The sequence below is a fragment of the Staphylococcus casei genome (genome assembly GCF_030294405.1).
Lineage (GTDB): Bacteria > Bacillota > Bacilli > Staphylococcales > Staphylococcaceae > Staphylococcus > Staphylococcus succinus.
In genome coordinates this window covers 1337016-1354692 of the sequence record NZ_CP125718.1, presented here as the reverse complement: position 1 = coordinate 1354692, position 17677 = coordinate 1337016, and the positions used below count along the sequence as shown (strand labels likewise).

At 34.1% G+C, this 17677-nt stretch carries 17 protein-coding genes; all 17 read right to left on the bottom strand.

Annotated elements, in window-relative coordinates; translation table 11 throughout:
• Positions 1 to 3 precede the first annotated feature (3 nt).
• The 17 genes from mtnN to recD2 all read right to left on the bottom strand — a co-directional run bounded on the left by mtnN (position 4) and on the right by recD2 (position 17674).
• Positions 4 to 690: a 5'-methylthioadenosine/S-adenosylhomocysteine nucleosidase gene (mtnN, locus tag QMO72_RS06575; RefSeq protein ID WP_069823914.1), complete on the bottom strand. Its 687-nt coding sequence runs from the start codon at positions 688 to 690 to the stop codon at positions 4 to 6.
• 271 nt (positions 691 to 961) lie between these two features.
• Positions 962 to 2194 carry an NRAMP family divalent metal transporter gene (locus tag QMO72_RS06570; protein ID WP_103267865.1) on the bottom strand — a complete coding sequence of 411 codons (1233 nt, stop codon included), beginning with the start codon at positions 2192 to 2194 and terminating at the stop codon, positions 962 to 964.
• A 7-nt stretch (positions 2195 to 2201) separates the two neighbouring features.
• Positions 2202 to 2960, bottom strand: a complete 759-nt coding sequence (gene pxpA / locus QMO72_RS06565) for a 5-oxoprolinase subunit PxpA (protein WP_103267866.1) — start codon at positions 2958 to 2960, stop codon at positions 2202 to 2204.
• Positions 2960 to 4318, bottom strand: coding sequence for an acetyl-CoA carboxylase biotin carboxylase subunit (locus tag QMO72_RS06560; protein WP_103267867.1), 1359 nt, complete (start codon positions 4316 to 4318; stop codon positions 2960 to 2962). The genes pxpA and QMO72_RS06560 overlap by 1 nt, the downstream gene beginning before the upstream one ends.
• Before the next feature lie 23 nt (positions 4319 to 4341).
• Entirely contained in the window at positions 4342 to 4794 is a 453-nt protein-coding gene (locus QMO72_RS06555; RefSeq protein ID WP_103267868.1) for an acetyl-CoA carboxylase biotin carboxyl carrier protein, read from the bottom strand.
• Positions 4791 to 5801: a 5-oxoprolinase subunit C family protein gene (locus QMO72_RS06550; protein ID WP_103267869.1), complete on the bottom strand. Its 1011-nt coding sequence runs from the start codon at positions 5799 to 5801 to the stop codon at positions 4791 to 4793. The genes QMO72_RS06555 and QMO72_RS06550 overlap by 4 nt, the downstream gene beginning before the upstream one ends.
• 1 nt (position 5802) lies before the next feature.
• On the bottom strand, positions 5803 to 6525 hold the full coding sequence (gene pxpB, locus QMO72_RS06545; RefSeq protein WP_103267871.1) for a 5-oxoprolinase subunit PxpB: 723 nt from the start codon (positions 6523 to 6525) through the stop codon (positions 5803 to 5805).
• A gap of 299 nt (positions 6526 to 6824) precedes the next feature.
• Positions 6825 to 7301: a transcription elongation factor GreA gene (gene greA / locus QMO72_RS06540; protein WP_069823908.1), complete on the bottom strand. Its 477-nt coding sequence runs from the start codon at positions 7299 to 7301 to the stop codon at positions 6825 to 6827.
• A 27-nt stretch (positions 7302 to 7328) separates the two neighbouring features.
• Positions 7329 to 7952 (bottom strand): uridine kinase, encoded by a 624-nt coding sequence (gene udk, locus QMO72_RS06535; protein WP_046836603.1) that lies wholly within the window; start codon positions 7950 to 7952, stop codon positions 7329 to 7331.
• Positions 7952 to 9178: a peptidase U32 family protein gene (locus QMO72_RS06530; RefSeq protein WP_103267839.1), complete on the bottom strand. Its 1227-nt coding sequence runs from the start codon at positions 9176 to 9178 to the stop codon at positions 7952 to 7954. The genes udk and QMO72_RS06530 overlap by 1 nt, the downstream gene beginning before the upstream one ends.
• A 55-nt stretch (positions 9179 to 9233) precedes the next feature.
• Entirely contained in the window at positions 9234 to 10157 is a 924-nt protein-coding gene (locus QMO72_RS06525) for a peptidase U32 family protein (protein WP_103267830.1), read from the bottom strand.
• Positions 10154 to 10795 (bottom strand): O-methyltransferase, encoded by a 642-nt coding sequence (locus tag QMO72_RS06520; RefSeq protein ID WP_103267831.1) that lies wholly within the window; start codon positions 10793 to 10795, stop codon positions 10154 to 10156. The genes QMO72_RS06525 and QMO72_RS06520 overlap by 4 nt, the downstream gene beginning before the upstream one ends.
• 403 nt (positions 10796 to 11198) lie before the next feature.
• The gene (locus QMO72_RS06515) at positions 11199 to 11525 is read right to left on the bottom strand and encodes a DUF1292 domain-containing protein (RefSeq protein WP_069823904.1); all 327 of its coding nucleotides are present in this window, start codon (positions 11523 to 11525) and stop codon (positions 11199 to 11201) included.
• A gap of 16 nt (positions 11526 to 11541) precedes the next feature.
• The gene (ruvX, locus tag QMO72_RS06510) at positions 11542 to 11970 is read right to left on the bottom strand and encodes a Holliday junction resolvase RuvX (protein ID WP_046836608.1); all 429 of its coding nucleotides are present in this window, start codon (positions 11968 to 11970) and stop codon (positions 11542 to 11544) included.
• 3 nt (positions 11971 to 11973) lie between these two features.
• A complete protein-coding gene (locus QMO72_RS06505) occupies positions 11974 to 12234 on the bottom strand; it encodes an IreB family regulatory phosphoprotein (RefSeq protein ID WP_046836609.1) in 261 nt (86 codons plus the stop codon).
• Positions 12235 to 12302: 68 nt separating this feature from the next.
• Positions 12303 to 14933 (bottom strand): alanine--tRNA ligase, encoded by a 2631-nt coding sequence (gene alaS, locus QMO72_RS06500; RefSeq protein WP_103267832.1) that lies wholly within the window; start codon positions 14931 to 14933, stop codon positions 12303 to 12305.
• A gap of 353 nt (positions 14934 to 15286) precedes the next feature.
• Positions 15287 to 17674 carry an SF1B family DNA helicase RecD2 gene (gene recD2, locus QMO72_RS06495; protein ID WP_103267833.1) on the bottom strand — a complete coding sequence of 796 codons (2388 nt, stop codon included), beginning with the start codon at positions 17672 to 17674 and terminating at the stop codon, positions 15287 to 15289.
• Positions 17675 to 17677 lie beyond the last annotated feature (3 nt).

Here is a 17677-nt window from a genome sequence, read left to right as displayed (position 1 = left end):
TTTTTATATAGATTTAATTAAGCTTTCTACAATTTTACTAGAAGAAATAGCTGCTTTTTCTAAAAATGCTTCAAAAGTAATACCCGCATCGCCATCAGCCAAATCAGAAATCGCACGAGTGATAATAAATGGCAAATTGAATTGATAACACGTTTGTGCAATTGCAGTAGCTTCCATTTCTGCAGCCATTGCTTGTGGGAAATTGGTTTTTATTTGTAGTCTTTGTTCAGTTGTTCCAATAAAACTATCACCACTTACAATCAAACCCGTTTTAGCAACAAGGTCTTGCTCATTAATTGCAACTATAGCCTTATCATAAAGTTGTTTATCCGCAGTAAATTGAGCCGGCATTTGTGGAATCTGACCCAATTGATATCCAAACGCTCTGGCATCTGCATCATGATAAGATACCATATCGCTCACTACAATATCACCAACATTTAACGATGTATCTAACGCGCCAGCTGATCCAGTGTTAATAACTAATTCTGGTTTGAATTTTTCAATTAGTAATGTAGTAGAAATGGCTACATTCACTTTACCTATACCACTTTGTGTGAGTACTACTTCTTTACCTTGTAATTTCCCTTTATAAAATATCACATGCGCAATATTGATTTCTTCTAATTCTATAAGTTTATCTTTTAAGATTGCTACCTCTTCTTCCATAGCACCTATAATACCTATCATTATAATTCACCTCATCTTAAAATCCTAGCCTTTGCTATTCTACCACATTTATATTGATACCTCGATCATTGTTACAATATTTATATTAAATTCTATGCATTCATTAGCTACCATATATATTACCTCAGTAACTACTTGTTATAACTGCTCTACCTAGGATAAATTATTACATAGATACTTACTAAATTTCATAAATTGTATACATAAAATCAAAAACTCTAAATAATACAGATTGGGCTGTACCATTTAGAGTCTTTTTAGAAATACGTATTTAACTACCCCATAATTCTGTTAAACCTTGAAGTGAAAAAATGCCTGTAACGAGTGTAACCACAACCGCAACAATTCCAAAAATCAACATCCAAGCTGGGTGGTGATAATCGCCAACTATAGATTTCCGTTTACTCGCTACTAATACTGTTCCTAAAGTAATCGGCAAAATCAAACCATTAAGCGCACCTGCAACAATAAGCAATGTAACTGGTTTGCCTAGTGACAAAAATACTAATGTAGAAATAACGATAAATGTTATGACAATGATATTCGTTTTATCATATACAGATTTATGCAGTGTCTTTAAAAACGTTGCACTTGTGTATGCAGATCCTATCACTGAAGACATTGCTGCAGCAAACAGTACTATACCGAATATATTTCTACCGACTGGGCCTAAAACATGTTCAAACACTGATGCAGGTGGATTTTCTGAACTTAACGAAACACCCGTCACAACTACACCAAGTACTGCTAAAAACAATAAGGTTCTCAATACGCCTGTAGTTAAAATTCCAGAAACTGCAGCTTTATTTACAAATGGTAAATATTCTTTACCTTTAATTCCAGAATCTAGTATTCTATGTGCACCTGCAAATGTAATATAACCTCCTACTGTCCCTCCAACCAATGTAATAATTGGTAATACAAGGGCTAGGGGTTGTTCAGGCATAACTAAATGCTTGGCTGCTTCTGCATATGGTGGATTCGCTTTAAACATAACAAATGCTACTACGACAATCATCAATATACCTAGAGACATAGTTACTACATCCATAATCTTCTGACCACTTTTACTTATAAATATACCAATTGATAAGATTGCAGTAAGCGCAGCGCCTATCTTAACATCTAAACCAAAAATTGCATTTAAGCCTAATCCTGCACCTGCAATATTTCCTATGTTAAATGCTAAACCACCAATAGCGATTAATATTGAAATAAAAGTGCCAAGACCACTAACAATTTCGTTTGCTACTTCTTGACCACGTTTACCTGTAACAACTAATACTCTCCAAATATTTATTTGTGCTCCGATATCTATAAGAATAGATAATAAAATAGCAAATGCAAAACTCGACGTAAATTGAGCCGTAAAAACCGCTGTTTGTGTTAAGAATGCTGGTCCTATCGCTGATGTTGCCATTAAAAATACTGAGCCTAATAGTAATCTTTTATGTTCTTTTGTAAACTCAAAATCTTTGTCTTGAGCTTTCAACTTTTTCCCCATAAGTGATTTATCCCCCTAATTTCGTTATAGAAACGCCTTCTTTCGATAATTTTTCCTTGATCTCAGAAACAAATTCAAGTGCACGTACGCCATCACCATGTACACAAATTGTATCTGCTTCTATGTCTATTTCCCGATTATTTTTTGTGGTTACGCTTTTCGACTTAACCATTTTAACTACTTGCGCTATTGCTTCTTTAGTATCAGTGATTAATGCATCATCTGCTTTACGGCTAACAAGTTGACCATCGTCTTCATATCGTCTATCTGCGAATACTTCGGAAGCTGTTTTAAGGCCAATGTTTTTGGCTTCTGAAATTAATAAAGTATTAGAAAGCCCTACATAGTATAGTGATGCATCAAAATCATATACCGCTTGAGCAATCGCATGTGCAATATCTTTATCTCTGGCTCCCATCTGATAAAGAGCACCATGTGGTTTCACATGATTAATTTTAACGTTATGAATTTTACAAAAACCACTTAATGCACCAAGTTGATAGATGACAATGTCATAGATTTCATCAGGCGATAAGTCCATATTCCGTCGTCCAAATCCTTGAAGATCCGGTAATCCCGGATGTGCGCCAATACCTATATCATGTTCCTTTGCAAGTTTAATCGTTTGATTCATGACATGCTGATCACCAGCATGAAAACCACATGCAACATTTGCAGAAGTAATAAGTGGAATAATTTGTTCGTCCCCGCCAAATGAATAATTACCGAATGCCTCACCTAAATCACAATTTAAATCAACTTTCATTATGATACCCCCTTGATAATTTGATGTCTGTCCAAAAATTTAATATCTACATCTTTAGCGTCCCCATCTGCATATAGCGGATAAGATAATACTGCATACAGAAAGTCGGCGGTCGTTGTAAATCCATCAATCACCATTTCATCCAACGTGACTTTTAATTTCTTTATAGCTAATTGACGATTCGGCGCTTTTACAATCACTTTAGCTACAAGTGAATCATAATGAGATGACACGGTGTAACCTTGATAAAGCAAACTATCCACGCGCACATTAAACCCTTGAGGTAAATGTAATTGTTTCACTGTGCCTGGAGAAGGTTGAAATTTACGTTCTGGATTTTCAGCATTAATTCTTGCTTCAATGACATGTCCGTCAAATTGCACATCCTCTTGGGTGAACGGTAATGTGCCATGTTGTAATAGGTATAATTGAGCCTGCAACAAGTCTCTATTCGCTCTCATCTCTGTCACAGTATGTTCTACTTGAATACGTGCATTCATTTCAATGAAAAAATAAGCCTCTTTTGTTACTAGAAATTCTATTGTTCCAGCACTTCTATAATTTGATGCTTTTGCAACTTTGACAGCATCCTTACACATAGCTACTCTCGTTTCTTCAGATATCGCAGCACAAGGTGATTCTTCGATTAATTTTTGATTCTTTCTCTGCACTGAACAATCTCTTTCGCCTAAGTGTATGTATGCGTTCCTACCATCACCCATGACTTGTACTTCTACGTGTTTGGCAACTGGTATAAAAGCTTCCACATAGATTCGATCATCATCAAAGTATTTTTTACCTTCACTCTTAGCTTCTCTATATGATTGTTCTAACATATCTTCTGATTTAACAATTCTGATACCTTTACCACCACCACCACTTGCCGCTTTTAATACAAGTGGAAAACCAATATCCTTAGCAATCGTCTTCACTTCAGCTAATGATTTGATATCATTCGTAGACCCAGGAATAATTGGAACGCCTGCTTTCTCAACAGTTTGACGAGCAGTTATTTTATCTCCCATCATTTCCATTGTTTTTTTAGTAGGACCAATAAAGTAAAGCCCATTCTCTTCAACTTTTTCAGCAAAGGATACGCTTTCTGATAAAAATCCATAACCTGGATGTATAGCATTGGCTCCACTAATTTTTGCAGCACTGATAATTCGATCTTGATTCAAATAACTATCTAATGGGTTAACATCACCTATACAAATAGCTTGATCCGCTAAACTCACATGTAAACTTGTTTCATCTCCTAAAGCATAAATAGCAACTGTTTTAATATCTAATTCTCTACATGCTCGAATAATACGCACAGCTATTTCACCTCTGTTTGCAATTAACACACGATACAATAAAAACACCCCTTTGTTTGAACTTATTTTACTTTGACGATCGTTTGATTGTATTCTACATTTGAACCATGTGTAACGAGGATTTCATCAATGACACCATCAACTTCACTTGTAACCTCATTCATGACTTTCATCGCTTCAATATAACCAATTGTATCCCCTTGTTTGATTGCATCTCCTACTTTAATTAATGGGTTGGTCAGTTCTTTTTCATCTTGTAGGAAGAATGTTCCTACCATAGGAGATTTTACTGTTTTGAATTGCGCTACACGTTGCGTTTGATTGGAATGATTGCCTTGTAATGCTGAGTCATTACTATATTGGCTTTCTAAAGTGCTTTGTTGAGCTGCCCATCTAGCTTCATTATTTTCAGTAAAATCGAGCTCTATTTCACTATCATGATCTTTATATTTAAATTTCTTTACATTATTAGATTTCACTAAATTTATTAATTGCTCTATTTTTTCAATGTTCATTGTGATTCTCCTTTTAATAAGTTTTTAATTCGCATCGATGTAGATCTCAGTTGTGACATATCATAAATTGGCATAGTTTCAATTCTTTCAAGTTGCGTTTTGAAATCAACTTCTTTTTGCTTTAATTTTTGAGTTGCTGCTTCTACAGAAATCCATTCAAAACAAATTGTGTCACCTGGTTTTTTCTGAGCCAAAATTTGTAAATCGATAGCACTAACTGTCGCAATTTTTGTATATCCGCCTACTGTTTGCTTATCATTAAGTAAAATAATAGGATTTCCATCGTTAGGTACTTGAATACTCCCTAAAGCTACAGGTTCAGAAATGATATCTGCACCATTTTGGGGAGGGATGGTTTCACCTTGCAAACGAAAACCCATGCGGTCTGATTTTTCAGAAATCTTATATTTTGTTGATGTTAAAGTAGTTATCTTATCTTGAGTAAAGGCGTTCATTTGCGGCCCTTCAATAATATAAATTGTCTGTTGTTTAAAAATATCTGTGTCTCGTTGAGCACTATATCCTAAATGCACTGCATAGTTTTCGTTGTAGAGACAATTAATGATATCATTTTGCTTTAGACTACGACCTTGAAAGCCACCAATTTTACTTCGCACATGCGTTGCATAACTATTAGCTACTTTGGGTATGTCCATCGGATTTCCGAACAAAATATAACCTCTAGCCCCTTCCATTGCAGACCCTAATGTCAAGACGTCTCCTTTTCTTGCTTTTATCACCGTATGACTAGGTATGTTGTAATCATTTAATTGGGAATTAAAGTCTGCACCGGTGATAACAAATGTATTTTCTTCTAAGAATTGAATGACAGGACCTATAACCGTACATTCTATTGCTGGCCCTTTATTACCAATCAATGTTTGGCCTAACATGAAAGCATAAGTATCTAAGGCTCCGGCAGTTGAAAAACCTTGATCTTGATAACCAATTCGCCCTTTATCTTGTACCGTACTAAACAACCCCGGTTTAATTATTTTTATACTCATATTAAATTTCCACCCACTTATCTATATTGAAATTATTATGTTTTTGTTCTTCCACTATTTCATGGTAGGTTGCTTCTGTTATAGAATAAAATTTAATATAGTCCCCAGCTGCATATAAACACATTGCTTCTCTGTTAATATCAAAGACATTGAGTGGTGTTCTTCCTATAATTTGCCACCCGCCTGGCGACTCTTTGGGATATAGTCCTGTCTGATTGTTCGCAATACCTACAGAACCTGCAGGTATTCGTGTTCTAGGATCTTGACGCCGCGGTGTATGCAACTTTGCATGCAAACCGCCTAAAAATGGAAATCCTGGCATAAAACCAAGCATATAAATTAAATATGTATTATTCGTATGCATTTGAACAACCTCATCGGTCGATATTTCATTATGGTTGGCTACTTCACCTAAATCTTGACCATACTCTCCTCCGTATAGTACTGGTATATGTACGGTTTTATGATGCGTCACTTCGTTGTTGAATTGCGCTAAATCAAGCTGGTCTAGTTTCAACTCAGATACAATTTTTTTAATATCACTTTGATTTGTATCTATGTACAACAAAATCGCTCGATACGAGGGCACCATTTCAATAATTGCTGGATTATTTTGTAATTTAATATATTGCTCTACTTGTTGTACTTTTTGGAACGTTTCGGCCTCGATGTGATTGTTAAAGTAAATCATAATCGACTGTTCATTAATAAACTTAAATTCCAACATATACTCCCCTTTGTTATATGCTCAATTAATTTTATAAAACAATAAATTGCACACTTAATATTTTCATTGTATCATTTAACAGAAAATAAACTTAATTCCAATAACTTATTACAAATAATAAATTCATTTAATAGTTAAATGTTTTAAATATATATCCCAGTAATTCAAAATAATTTTTAAGGTTTTAAATTGTTCATTGCTAATAATTTACCAAAAAATACATAACAAGTATATAAATATATCAACTAGTATAAAAATCCCCCTAACACATTAATGTGTTAGGGGGATTTTGTAATTTATTTAATATTAACTATTTTAACGTTAATTTCGCCACCATTTGGTAATGGCACACGCACTTCGTCGTCTAATTTTTTACCGATTAAACTTTTAGCTAAAGGTGATTCGTTAGAAATTTTACCTTTAAATGCATCTGATTCTGCTGAACCAACGATTTGGTAACTTTCCTCTTCATCTCCTGGTAATTCAACAAATGTCACTGTTTTACCGATTTGTACTTGGTTGTTATCACCAGTATCTTCAATAATAAGTGCATTACGTAGCATATGTTCTACGCGTTGGATATCTTGTTCGATAAAACCTTGCTCATCTTTAGCAGCATCATATTCTGAGTTCTCTGATAGATCGCCAAATGAACGAGCAATTTTAATTTTTTCAACAACTTCTGGTCGTTTAACTGTTTTTAACTCTTCAAGTTCAAGTTCTAATTTCTCAAAACCTTCTTGAGTCATTGGATATTGCTTTTGATTTTCCATTGTGTCATCTTCCTTTACATATACATACTATTGTTTACTTACTAATGTTTGAATCTTTGTTGTCATTATGTCGATAGCTACTTTATTGCTTCCACCTTCTGGAATAATAATGTCTGCATATCGCTTAGTTGGTTCTATAAACTGATTATGCATTGGTCGAACCACATTTAAATATTGATTAATAACAGACTCCATCGTACGACCTCTTTCTTCTGTATCTCGTAAGAGTCGTCTTAAAATACGTAAATCAGCATCCGTATCAACATAAATCTTAACATCCATTAAATCTCTTAATGTTTTGTTCTCTAGTGCAAATATACCTTCTACGATGATAACATCTTTTGGCTCAAATGCAATCGTTTCATCGCTTCTTGTATGGTTCGAATAATCATATGTTGGCACTTCAATTTGAATTCCATTTCTTAAATCATTTAAGTTATCTATTAATAAATCATTATCAAAAGCAAATGGATGATCATAATTGGTTTCCAAGCGCTCTTCAAATGTTAAATGTGATTGGTCTTTATAATAATAGTCTTGCGCTAATAGTGCAACACTATGACCTTCTAAATTTTTCATAATTTCGTTTGTTACTGATGTTTTGCCTGATCCAGAGCCACCAGCAATCCCAATAATAGTCGTACTTTTCATTATCCAATTTCCTTTCTCATCATGTTGTTCGTATAAATTGGATGATCGACTTTAATTTGCACGATTTGTAACGGGTGACGTGCAGCATCAAGTTCATTACCCTCTTCATCATAAATTGTATCTATTACCTGTCTAAATGTTTCGATTTCAGGACCAAAGAATTCTATTTCTTGACCCGGTTCAAATTTATTACGTTGTTGTACTGTAGCAATATGCGTCGTTTCATCATAGTCCAACACAAGACCACAAAAATCAAATGGTGATTTTTTAGCGCTTTGTTGACCAAACATCTGTTCTTCATAACCCGGGGTACCTACGATAAAGGATGAAGCAGTATCTCTATTTGCACATTTATCCAACTCTATTAGCCATTCACGCTTAATCGTGAAGTTTTCTGGGTCTTCCGCATAAGCATCAATCACTTTTCTATATACAGAAACAACTGTTGCAATATAATGAATTGATTTCATACGGCCTTCAATTTTAAGTGAATCAACCCCTATATCCATCATATTAGGTATAGATTCTATCAATTTTAAATCTTTAGGGCTCATCGCAAATGGTGTTACATCATTTGCGTCATAAAATAAATCTAATTCACCATCATCTTCAACTTTTAATAAATCATAATCCCAACGGCAACTTTGACAACAACCTCCACGGTTAGAGTCTCTTGCTGTCATATGATTACTTAATGTACATCTTCCAGAATACGCAATACACATAGCGCCATGTATGAATGATTCAATTTCTATATCGACCTTGGCTTTCATTTCTTTCATTTCCATAGCACCTGTTTCGCGTGCTAAAACCACTCTATCCAAACCTTCTTCTTTCCAAAACTCAACGGCTTTATAATTTGAAAGCGATTGTTGGGTAGATAAATGAATTTCTAATTTCGGTGCTACTCGTTTACACGTCTCAATTATCAGGGGATCTGCAACGATAATACCCGTTGCACCTGTTGACTCTAAGTCACGTAAATAATCATCTAGTCCTTCTATATTTTCATCATGTGCAATAATATTAGTCGTTACATAAATTTTGGCATCATAACGTTTGGCGAATTCTACGCCCTCTCTAATCTCTGCCATAGTGAAATTATCAGCATTTGATCTTAACCCATATTCTTGTCCACCAAGGAAAACAGCGTCTGCACCATAATGTACAGCTATTTTAAGTTTTTCCAAATTTCCTGCAGGCGCAAGCAGTTCAGGTTTTTTCATTTTAGGTTTTTTATTGGTATTTTCTTTTTCTAAAACTTTCACTGTTAAGCCTCCCTTAATATACAGTTTGTTTATATAAGAATCCTTCATCAAACGGTCTATGCTCTGGTTGAATTGCTTCAATTGGATCAACTAGCATGAATTTTTCATCTTCATAAGCTTCAGGGTCTTCAAGATATAAATCGATTGCTTCTCTATATTGTTCAGTGCACACATTAATATATTCTTCAGTGTGTAATACACCATCAATTTTCAAGGCGTCTATTCCAGCTTCTAACAGTGGATCTAATTCTTCAATTAAGCAAATGTCATTAGGAGACATGATATGCGTTCCGTTATAATCTTCATATACCGGATATTTATTGTCACGTTCCTCATCATAAAGTAACAATTCATTCGCTTCTTGATTTCTTTCAATTTTCATTTGGCGTTCTTGGAAAGTGTAATAATTACCTAACAACATACGTTTAGATTGGAACATACATGTCATCCCATGAATTTGTACTTCTATTTCAATGTTCGCATGCGCTTTAATGTTTACTATTTCTTCTAAACTTAATTCTCTTGCTAATTGTGCACGTGCAGCACCTTTTTCTCCCCAATAATTACATTGAAAGTAGTTTGTCACTAGCGTTTCAGCATCCCAATGTAGTGGAATTGGATGCTTTTGTTGTTTAACATACATCACAACTGCAGGATCTCCAAAAATAATTCGATCTACATTAATTTCGTGTAGAAAGTTAATGTACGATTCCAATGCATTCAAATGATAATTATGGAATATTCCATTCACAGCAGCATATGCCTTTTTACCATTTTTATGAATTAATTCGACAGCTTCTTTCATAGCTGCCTGATTAAATTCACCAGCAAGCCTTAAACCAAATTTTTGTTCACCAATAATAAATGCATCTGCGCCTTTTTCTATTAATGTTTCAATATGCCCAACAGTCTTGGGGGTTACTAATAATTCTGTCATATTGACACTCCTTTAATTGAAATTGCTAAACCATCATCTATATTTAAAAAGTTTGTAGTGTAATTTTTGTTACTTATTAACCAATCATTGTACTCTTGAACTTTTTTAACCATTTGACGTAAATTTCTTCTACGCACTACAGAAATGTCTGACACAAAACCATGGTAAAGAACGTTGTCAGTAATAACAACGCCACCTTCTCTTAATAGCGGTGTATAGAGTTCAAAAAACTTTTTGGATTGTGCTTTGGCAGCATCGATAAATATCATATCATAAGTGCAATCATTAACATTTTCAAATTGCTCTAATGCATCGCCTTCAATTAGCCTGACTTGATCCTTAAATCGATATGCCTCAAAGTGAGCTTTAGCTCTATCTATCATCTCGGTGTCACGTTCAATTGTAGTCACTTTAATATCCTTAGAAATCGATGCAAATTGCATAGCACTATAACCAATAGCTGACCCAATTTCTAATATGTGTTTGGGTTTATGTAATCTTATGACCTGTTTTATCATTTCTAATGTGATTCTATCAACTATTGGAACATGATTTTCTTCCGCATATGCTCTTAGAGATTCTATATTCGCATCAGTTTGTTCATGCAACTTTAATAAATATAACTGATTGTTATCCATTTTCAAAACTTCCTTCGTTGTAAAATGCTACTTTTATTTTAAACAATAAAATAAATCAGTCAGAATGAATGACTGATTACGGTAACGCAAGTAATTTAAATATAGGTCATTTTAATATGAGACATTACTTTAGTATTTAATGATTTATCTTAATACTATAATTCTTAATTATACGGTTGAAATTAACTTTATATATTTTACCATAAAGTTAGTCAGAATATAAGTGTAAATTGTGTGGCATAGCCTGTTCAATTAAAATAATAGTACATTTCTTTATTAAATTATGTATGCACTGTCTAAAATATATGATGTTGCACTATGAATGGATAGGTATACTGTTTAATTTTAATACATAAAAAGAAACCAAACTGAATTAATCAGCTTGGTTTCCCTATATACAAAATTATTCGTGATCGTGGTCGTGATCATCCATTTCCGTATTAACGATTTCTTCAATCATATCCCATTCTTCATCTGTTTCAACAGGTAAGAATTTGCCACCTTCACCATTTTCATCTGGTTCGTTAATCATTGGTACTAATTCTACTAAGTCATCGTCATCAGATTCTGCGCCTTCTTCAGCAAGAATCACATATTCTTTTTTGAATTCAGGGTGATAGAATTCTAAAACTTTACGATATAAAACTTCATTGCCTTCTTCATCGTATAAAGTTAATAATTCCTCTTCGTTGTTTATTTCTAATTCAGCATCATGATTGTGTTCTGTCATTATAAAACGCTCCTTTTTATTGAATAGAATCCAAATAACCTTGCAATATAAACACTGCTGCCATTTTATCTATTACTTTTTTTCTTTTCTGTCTTGAAACATCTGCCTCGAGTAACGAACGTTCCGCAGCCATAGTGCTTAATCGCTCATCCCACATGATTATCTCTAAAGATGGCAATGCTTCTTTAAGTTGCTCCTTGTATTGTAACGAAGCTTCGCCTCGAAATCCAATAGAATTATTCATATTTTTAGGCAAACCGATAACAACCGAACCCACGTTCTCTTTTTTTATGATTTCTACTAACTTATCTATACCTAATTCATTATTTTCTTCGTCTATACGGAGTGTGTCTAATCCTTGAGCTGTCCAACCCATAAGGTCACTAACTGCAATGCCAACAGTTTTACTACCAACGTCTAAACCTAAAATTTTATGTTTTAACATATTTTAATCGGGTTTCTCTTGTAAATAGTTCGATACTAATTCTTCCATGATATCGTCACGATCAATACGACGAATTTGGTTTCTTGCTTCATTGTGACGAGGAATGTAAGCTGGATCACCTGATAATAAGTAACCCACGATTTGGTTTACAGGATTATAGCCTTTTTCTTCAAGCGCATTATAGACATTTTGTAGTACTGTTTTGACATCTTCTTTTGGAATTTCATCATAATTAAATTTCATAGTTTTATCAAAGTTTTCCATTATTAAACACTCCTTTAATATCGGGTAAAAATCTAGTTAGTTACATTCTACATGACATCACATAGAAGTTATAGGGATTTAATGTAATTTTTAATGAAAAGTAATGATTCTGTTATGTTCTCTGGTTCTGTACCGCCACCTTGAGCCATGTCCGGACGGCCGCCGCCTTTTCCACCAACGATTGGAGCCATATTTTTGATAATATCACCAGCTTTTACTTTATCTGTTAATGATTGAGGTACTGTGGCAACTAATGATACCTTCCCATCTATATTACTTACTAGCACAATAACAGTGTCTTGTAATTTTGATTTAAAATCATCCATAGTCTCACGAATCGCTTTCGCATTCGCAACTTCAACTTCAGTAGCTAATACTTTTAAGCCATTGATATCTTCAACTTGGTCTGTGATATCTCCCATTTTTAATGAAGTGATTTCTTTGTTACGTTGTTCTAATTGCTTAGTTAATTCTTTTTCATCCAATTGCATTTGAACAACTTTATCCAGGACTTGGTCATCTGATTTAACTTTCACTTGTGATTTAACGGCATTAAACTTCTCTTGTACTGATTCTAAATAAAGGAAAGCCGATTTACCAGTAAATGCTTCTATACGACGTACACCTGCACCTGTACCTGACTCACTAACAATTTTAAATAATCCAATTTCTGATGTGTTATTTACATGTATACCACCACATAATTCAATAGAAAACGGTGCCATGTTTACAACTCTAACAATATCACCATATTTCTCACCAAATAAGGCCATTGCACCTAATGCCTTGGCATCAGAAATAGACATTTCTTGAATGCTCACTTCAATACTATTCCAAATTTCTTCGTTCACTCGACGTTCTACCTTATCTATTTCGTCTTCAGTCATCGGACCAAAATGAGAGAAATCAAATCTCAAACGATCTGGTTCAACTAATGAACCCGCTTGATTAACATGCGCACCTAATACTTCTTTTAATGCTGCGTGTAATAAGTGTGTTGCGCTATGGTTTTTCTCTATTGCACAGCGTTCAGTATGGTTTACACTAGCTGAAACTTCAGCCCCCGTGTTCACATTACCAAATTGTACTTCACCTTTATGCAAGTTTTGTCCATTTGGTGCTTTAGTTACTTCCGAAACAGTTATTTCGAAGTTTTCATTACTAATTGTACCTTTATCAGCCACTTGTCCACCACTTACAGCATAGAACGGCGTTTCTTTTAATACAAAATGAATACTGTCTCCAGCTTCAACTTCTTCAACCAATTCGCCATTATAAATAATATCTGTAATTGTAGTGGCTTTATCCATAACATCATAACCAACAAAATCACTTTGCGTAGTAATATTTTTTAACACTTCACTTTGAACTTGCATAGATTGTGAATTTTGACGTGCTTGTCTTGCTCGATCTCTTTGCTGTTGCATTTCTGCATCAAAAGTAGCCATATCCACAGAAAGATTTTCTTGGGTTGCGATTTCCTCTGTTAATTCAACTGGGAAACCATAAGTATCATACAATTTAAATGCATCTTTACCACTAATTTCTTTAGTTTCTACTTTTGCTTTAGCTACTAAATTATTTAGTATAGCTAATCCTTCTTCTAACGTTTCATGGAAACGTTCCTCTTCGGATTTAATTACACGTTTAATAAAGTCTGATTTTTCTTTAACATTAGGATAATAGGGTTCCATGATGTTAGCAACAATATCTACAAGTCTGTACATAAATGGTTCGTTTATATCTAGCGATTGGCTAAATCTCACCGCACGTCTTAATAAGCGACGTAAAACATAGCCTCTGCCTTCATTAGCTGGTAATGCGCCATCTGCAATAGCAAATGCAATTGTACGAATGTGATCAGAAATCACTTTGAATGCAACATCAAAGGCATCATTTTCTAAATACTTTTTATTTGAAACTTTTTCTACCTCATTGATAATAGGCATAAATAAGTCAGTTTCATAATTGGTGCGTACATTTTGTGCAATAGAAGCCATTCTTTCAAGCCCCATACCTGTATCAATATTTTTGTTTGGAAGTGGCGTGTACGTATGGTCTTTATTATGGTTGAATTCGCTAAATACTAAATTCCACACTTCTAAATAACGTTCATTTTCCCCACCTGGATACATTTCTTCTTTGGGATCATTTTGACCAAATTGATCACCACGATCATAGAAAATTTCTGTATTTGGACCTGACGGACCTTCACCTATATCCCAAAAATTGCCTTCGATACGTATAATTCTACTTTCTTCTAAACCAATATCTTCATTCCAAATACGATAAGCTTCAACATCTTCTGGATGAATCGTAACATATAAACGTTGTGGGTCCATTGCCATCCATTGTTCACTTGTTAAAAATTCCCAAGCGAATTCAATTGCCTCTTGTTTAAAATAGTCTCCTATTGAAAAGTTCCCTAGCATTTCAAAGAATGTATGATGTCTCGCTGTAAACCCAACATTCTCAATATCATTTGTACGTATCGCTTTTTGAGAGTTAACAATACGCGGCTTTTTAGGTGTTTCACGTCCATCGAAATATTTTTTCAATGTAGCTACACCCGAATTTATCCATAGTAACGAATCATCATCTATAGGTACTAATGGTGCAGAAGGCTCCACCATATGTCCTTTTTCTACAAAGTAATCAATAAAGTTCTGTCTAATCTCACTTGCTTTTAAGTTTTTCATCCTTAAATTTCCTCCATATTAAATCATGTTATATCAGTCATATAATAAAAACTGCAAATAAAAAACGCCCATCCTCATAAAAGGGACGAACGTTTCGCGGTACCACCCTAGTTATAAGCCTTAGCAAAATCTCATTCTATCCATGCTTTATGTCGTGCATATCATTCGATAGTTATTCAAAAATTTACTAATTTACACTTATCACTTAATTAGTCTTATGTTTACTGACACAAAGTAGCGTTCAACTCATATCACCCGTACTTTTCACCAACCAGTACATCTCTTTTTGTCTAATATAGTTTACTTTTCTTCATGCGAAGTTAATTATATTGTATTTATTTTCTTTACCAATGTCAATCTTCTACGAAATCATATGGAGAAATAGTTCCCATATTTATCATTGGGTCAATTTTAAACATTGTAGATTCTGTTAATACTGTTTCTGAATCAATACGTTGATTGATATCTTCCTCTTCTGAAATTACTTCATTATTGAAGTAAGCTTTCAAGAGTGAACATAGTTGTGTCATTCTCACTTGTCCATGTGTTTTCAATCCTATATCAAACGCTTGCGGGTCCCCCAAAAAGACTAAAGATTGCTTAGCTCGTGTAAGACCGGTATATAATATCGGTTTTTGTAACATTCTAAAATACTGTTTTACCATCGGCATGATCACAATTGGAAATTCAGAACCTTGCGATTTATGGATTGAGGTACAATAAGCATGTGTCAATTCCATTAAATCTTGACGTGTGAATGTAATTTCATTCCCCTCGAAATCAACTACAAGTACATCTTTATTCAAAGCATTTTCTTTTGCCCAGAATATGCCAACAATTTCGCCGATATCACCATTAAAAATATTATCACTCGGTCTATTTACCAGTTGCAACACTTTATCACCTTTTCTAAAGAAAACATCACCAAATTCTATTTCTCGTGTATCTTTTTCTTTAGGATTTAAGATATGTTGTAATACAGTATTCAACTTTTTAATACCGGCCGAACCTTTGTACATAGGAGCCAATACTTGTATATCACTCATGTCATAGCCTTTATTCACTGCACTTGATACTACTTTTTCTACGACAGATGGGATTTGATCTGTACTACAATTAATAAAATTACGATCATGGAATCGCTGTGTAATATCTATGGACTCACCTAATTTCATTCTGTGAGCCAATTCAATAATACTCGAGCCATCTTGTTGACGATAGACTTCGGTCAGATTCACACGAGGTATGACCTTAGAATCAATTAAATCTTTAAATACTTGTCCCGGTCCAACAGAAGGTAATTGATCTTCATCACCTACTAGAATGACTTGCGCATCTATCGGCACAGCACTCATAAATTGATGAAACAACCATGTATCAACCATAGACATTTCGTCTATAATGATCAGTTTGGCCGAAATTTCATTATCTAAAATATCTTCTGGTGATGTATCCTGATTCCATCCAATTAATCTATGAATTGTCATTGCTTCTAAGCCTGTAGCATCAGCCAATCGTTTTGAAGCTCTTCCGGTTGGTGCTGCTAAAACCACTGGATAATCATCGTTTTGATAATCATCATAATCCAAAGATAAACCATGAATTTCAGCGTATAACTCGACAATACCTTTTATCACTGTCGTTTTTCCTGTACCTGGCCCACCAGTAAGCAACATTACCTTAGAATTGATTGCAGTTTGTAACGCTTCTCTTTGTGAGTCAGCATATGACACTTTATTTCTTTCTTCAATATCGCCAATTTCAAGTAACAAATCTGATTGTTCGATTTCTTTTAATTTGTTAGTATAGCTGAAATTACGATATAAATTTTGCACACTTTTAAGTTCTGAATAATATAGGCTGGGTATAGCAATTTCATTCTCTTGTTGAATTAACTTAGTATCACTCACTAAATCTTGTAACACTGTTTCTAATTGTTGCGTGTCAATCATCTCAGCTGGTGGCTGCGATAACATATCTTGAGTCATTTCCAATACATTATTCGTTGGTAAATAGGTATGACCTTGTTTAATACACGCTTCTTCTAATACATATAGTAAGCCTGCCTTAAGACGCTCAGCATCATTAAACTGGATACCAACATTCCTAGCTAAAGTATCTGCCTTGTTAAAGCCAATACCTTTCACATCATAAACAAGTTGGTAGGGTTTACTTTCAACTATATCAAGTGTATCTCCCATATAAGCTTGATAAATAGCCATTGCAAGTTTAGGTCCAAATCCTAAATCATGTAAACGTATAATGATTTGTTCGGTTTCTTGATTGCTCGCAATCTGCTCAGCAATTTGCTTTTGTTTTTTCTTAGGTAACCCCGGTACTTTTTCTAATATTTCTGGATTATTTAAGATATCATTTATCGCATTTTCGCCTAATTTATTTACAATGCTTTGTGCTGTTTTTTTTCCTATACCTTTAAATAAATCACTAGATAAATAACTTATAATAGCTTCTTTCGTTTGTGGTAATTCCTTTTCAAACGTTTCAGCCTTTAATTGTTTGCCGTATTTTGAATGGGTAACAATTTGACCTTTAAAAGTATAGACATCGCCTTCAGTTATTTCTGGAAAAAACCCTACAATTGTAGGCATTGAATCGAATGATTCATTTGATTCAATCATATCTACTTTTAAAACTGTATAAAAGTTCTCTTTATTTTGAAATAAAATTGCATCAACAGTGCCTTTAATCATAGAACTCGTGAATAATGTAGGGTCTTCCATAAG

Excerpts from the sequence above, each read along its gene's own strand:
- udk (WP_046836603.1), bottom strand. The coding sequence starts at position 7,952 with ATGAAAAGTACGACTATTATTGGGATTGCTGGTGGCTCTGGATCAGGC.
- ruvX (WP_046836608.1), bottom strand. The coding sequence starts at position 11,970 with ATGTTAAAACATAAAATTTTAGGTTTAGACGTTGGTAGTAAAACTGTT.
- QMO72_RS06570 (WP_103267865.1), bottom strand. The coding sequence starts at position 2,194 with ATGGGGAAAAAGTTGAAAGCTCAAGACAAAGATTTTGAGTTTACAAAA.
- pxpA (WP_103267866.1), bottom strand. The coding sequence starts at position 2,960 with ATGAAAGTTGATTTAAATTGTGATTTAGGTGAGGCATTCGGTAATTAT.
- greA (WP_069823908.1), bottom strand. The coding sequence starts at position 7,301 with ATGGAAAATCAAAAGCAATATCCAATGACTCAAGAAGGTTTTGAGAAA.
- alaS (WP_103267832.1), bottom strand. The coding sequence starts at position 14,933 with ATGAAAAACTTAAAAGCAAGTGAGATTAGACAGAACTTTATTGATTAC.
- QMO72_RS06555 (WP_103267868.1), bottom strand. The coding sequence starts at position 4,794 with ATGAACATTGAAAAAATAGAGCAATTAATAAATTTAGTGAAATCTAAT.
- QMO72_RS06515 (WP_069823904.1), bottom strand. The coding sequence starts at position 11,525 with ATGACAGAACACAATCATGATGCTGAATTAGAAATAAACAACGAAGAG.
- QMO72_RS06525 (WP_103267830.1), bottom strand. The coding sequence starts at position 10,157 with ATGACAGAATTATTAGTAACCCCCAAGACTGTTGGGCATATTGAAACA.
- recD2 (WP_103267833.1), bottom strand. The coding sequence starts at position 17,674 with ATGGAAGACCCTACATTATTCACGAGTTCTATGATTAAAGGCACTGTT.
- mtnN (WP_069823914.1), bottom strand. The coding sequence starts at position 690 with ATGATAGGTATTATAGGTGCTATGGAAGAAGAGGTAGCAATCTTAAAA.
- QMO72_RS06530 (WP_103267839.1), bottom strand. The coding sequence starts at position 9,178 with ATGAAAAAACCTGAACTGCTTGCGCCTGCAGGAAATTTGGAAAAACTT.
- QMO72_RS06520 (WP_103267831.1), bottom strand. The coding sequence starts at position 10,795 with ATGGATAACAATCAGTTATATTTATTAAAGTTGCATGAACAAACTGAT.
- QMO72_RS06505 (WP_046836609.1), bottom strand. The coding sequence starts at position 12,234 with ATGGAAAACTTTGATAAAACTATGAAATTTAATTATGATGAAATTCCA.
- QMO72_RS06550 (WP_103267869.1), bottom strand. The coding sequence starts at position 5,801 with ATGAGTATAAAAATAATTAAACCGGGGTTGTTTAGTACGGTACAAGAT.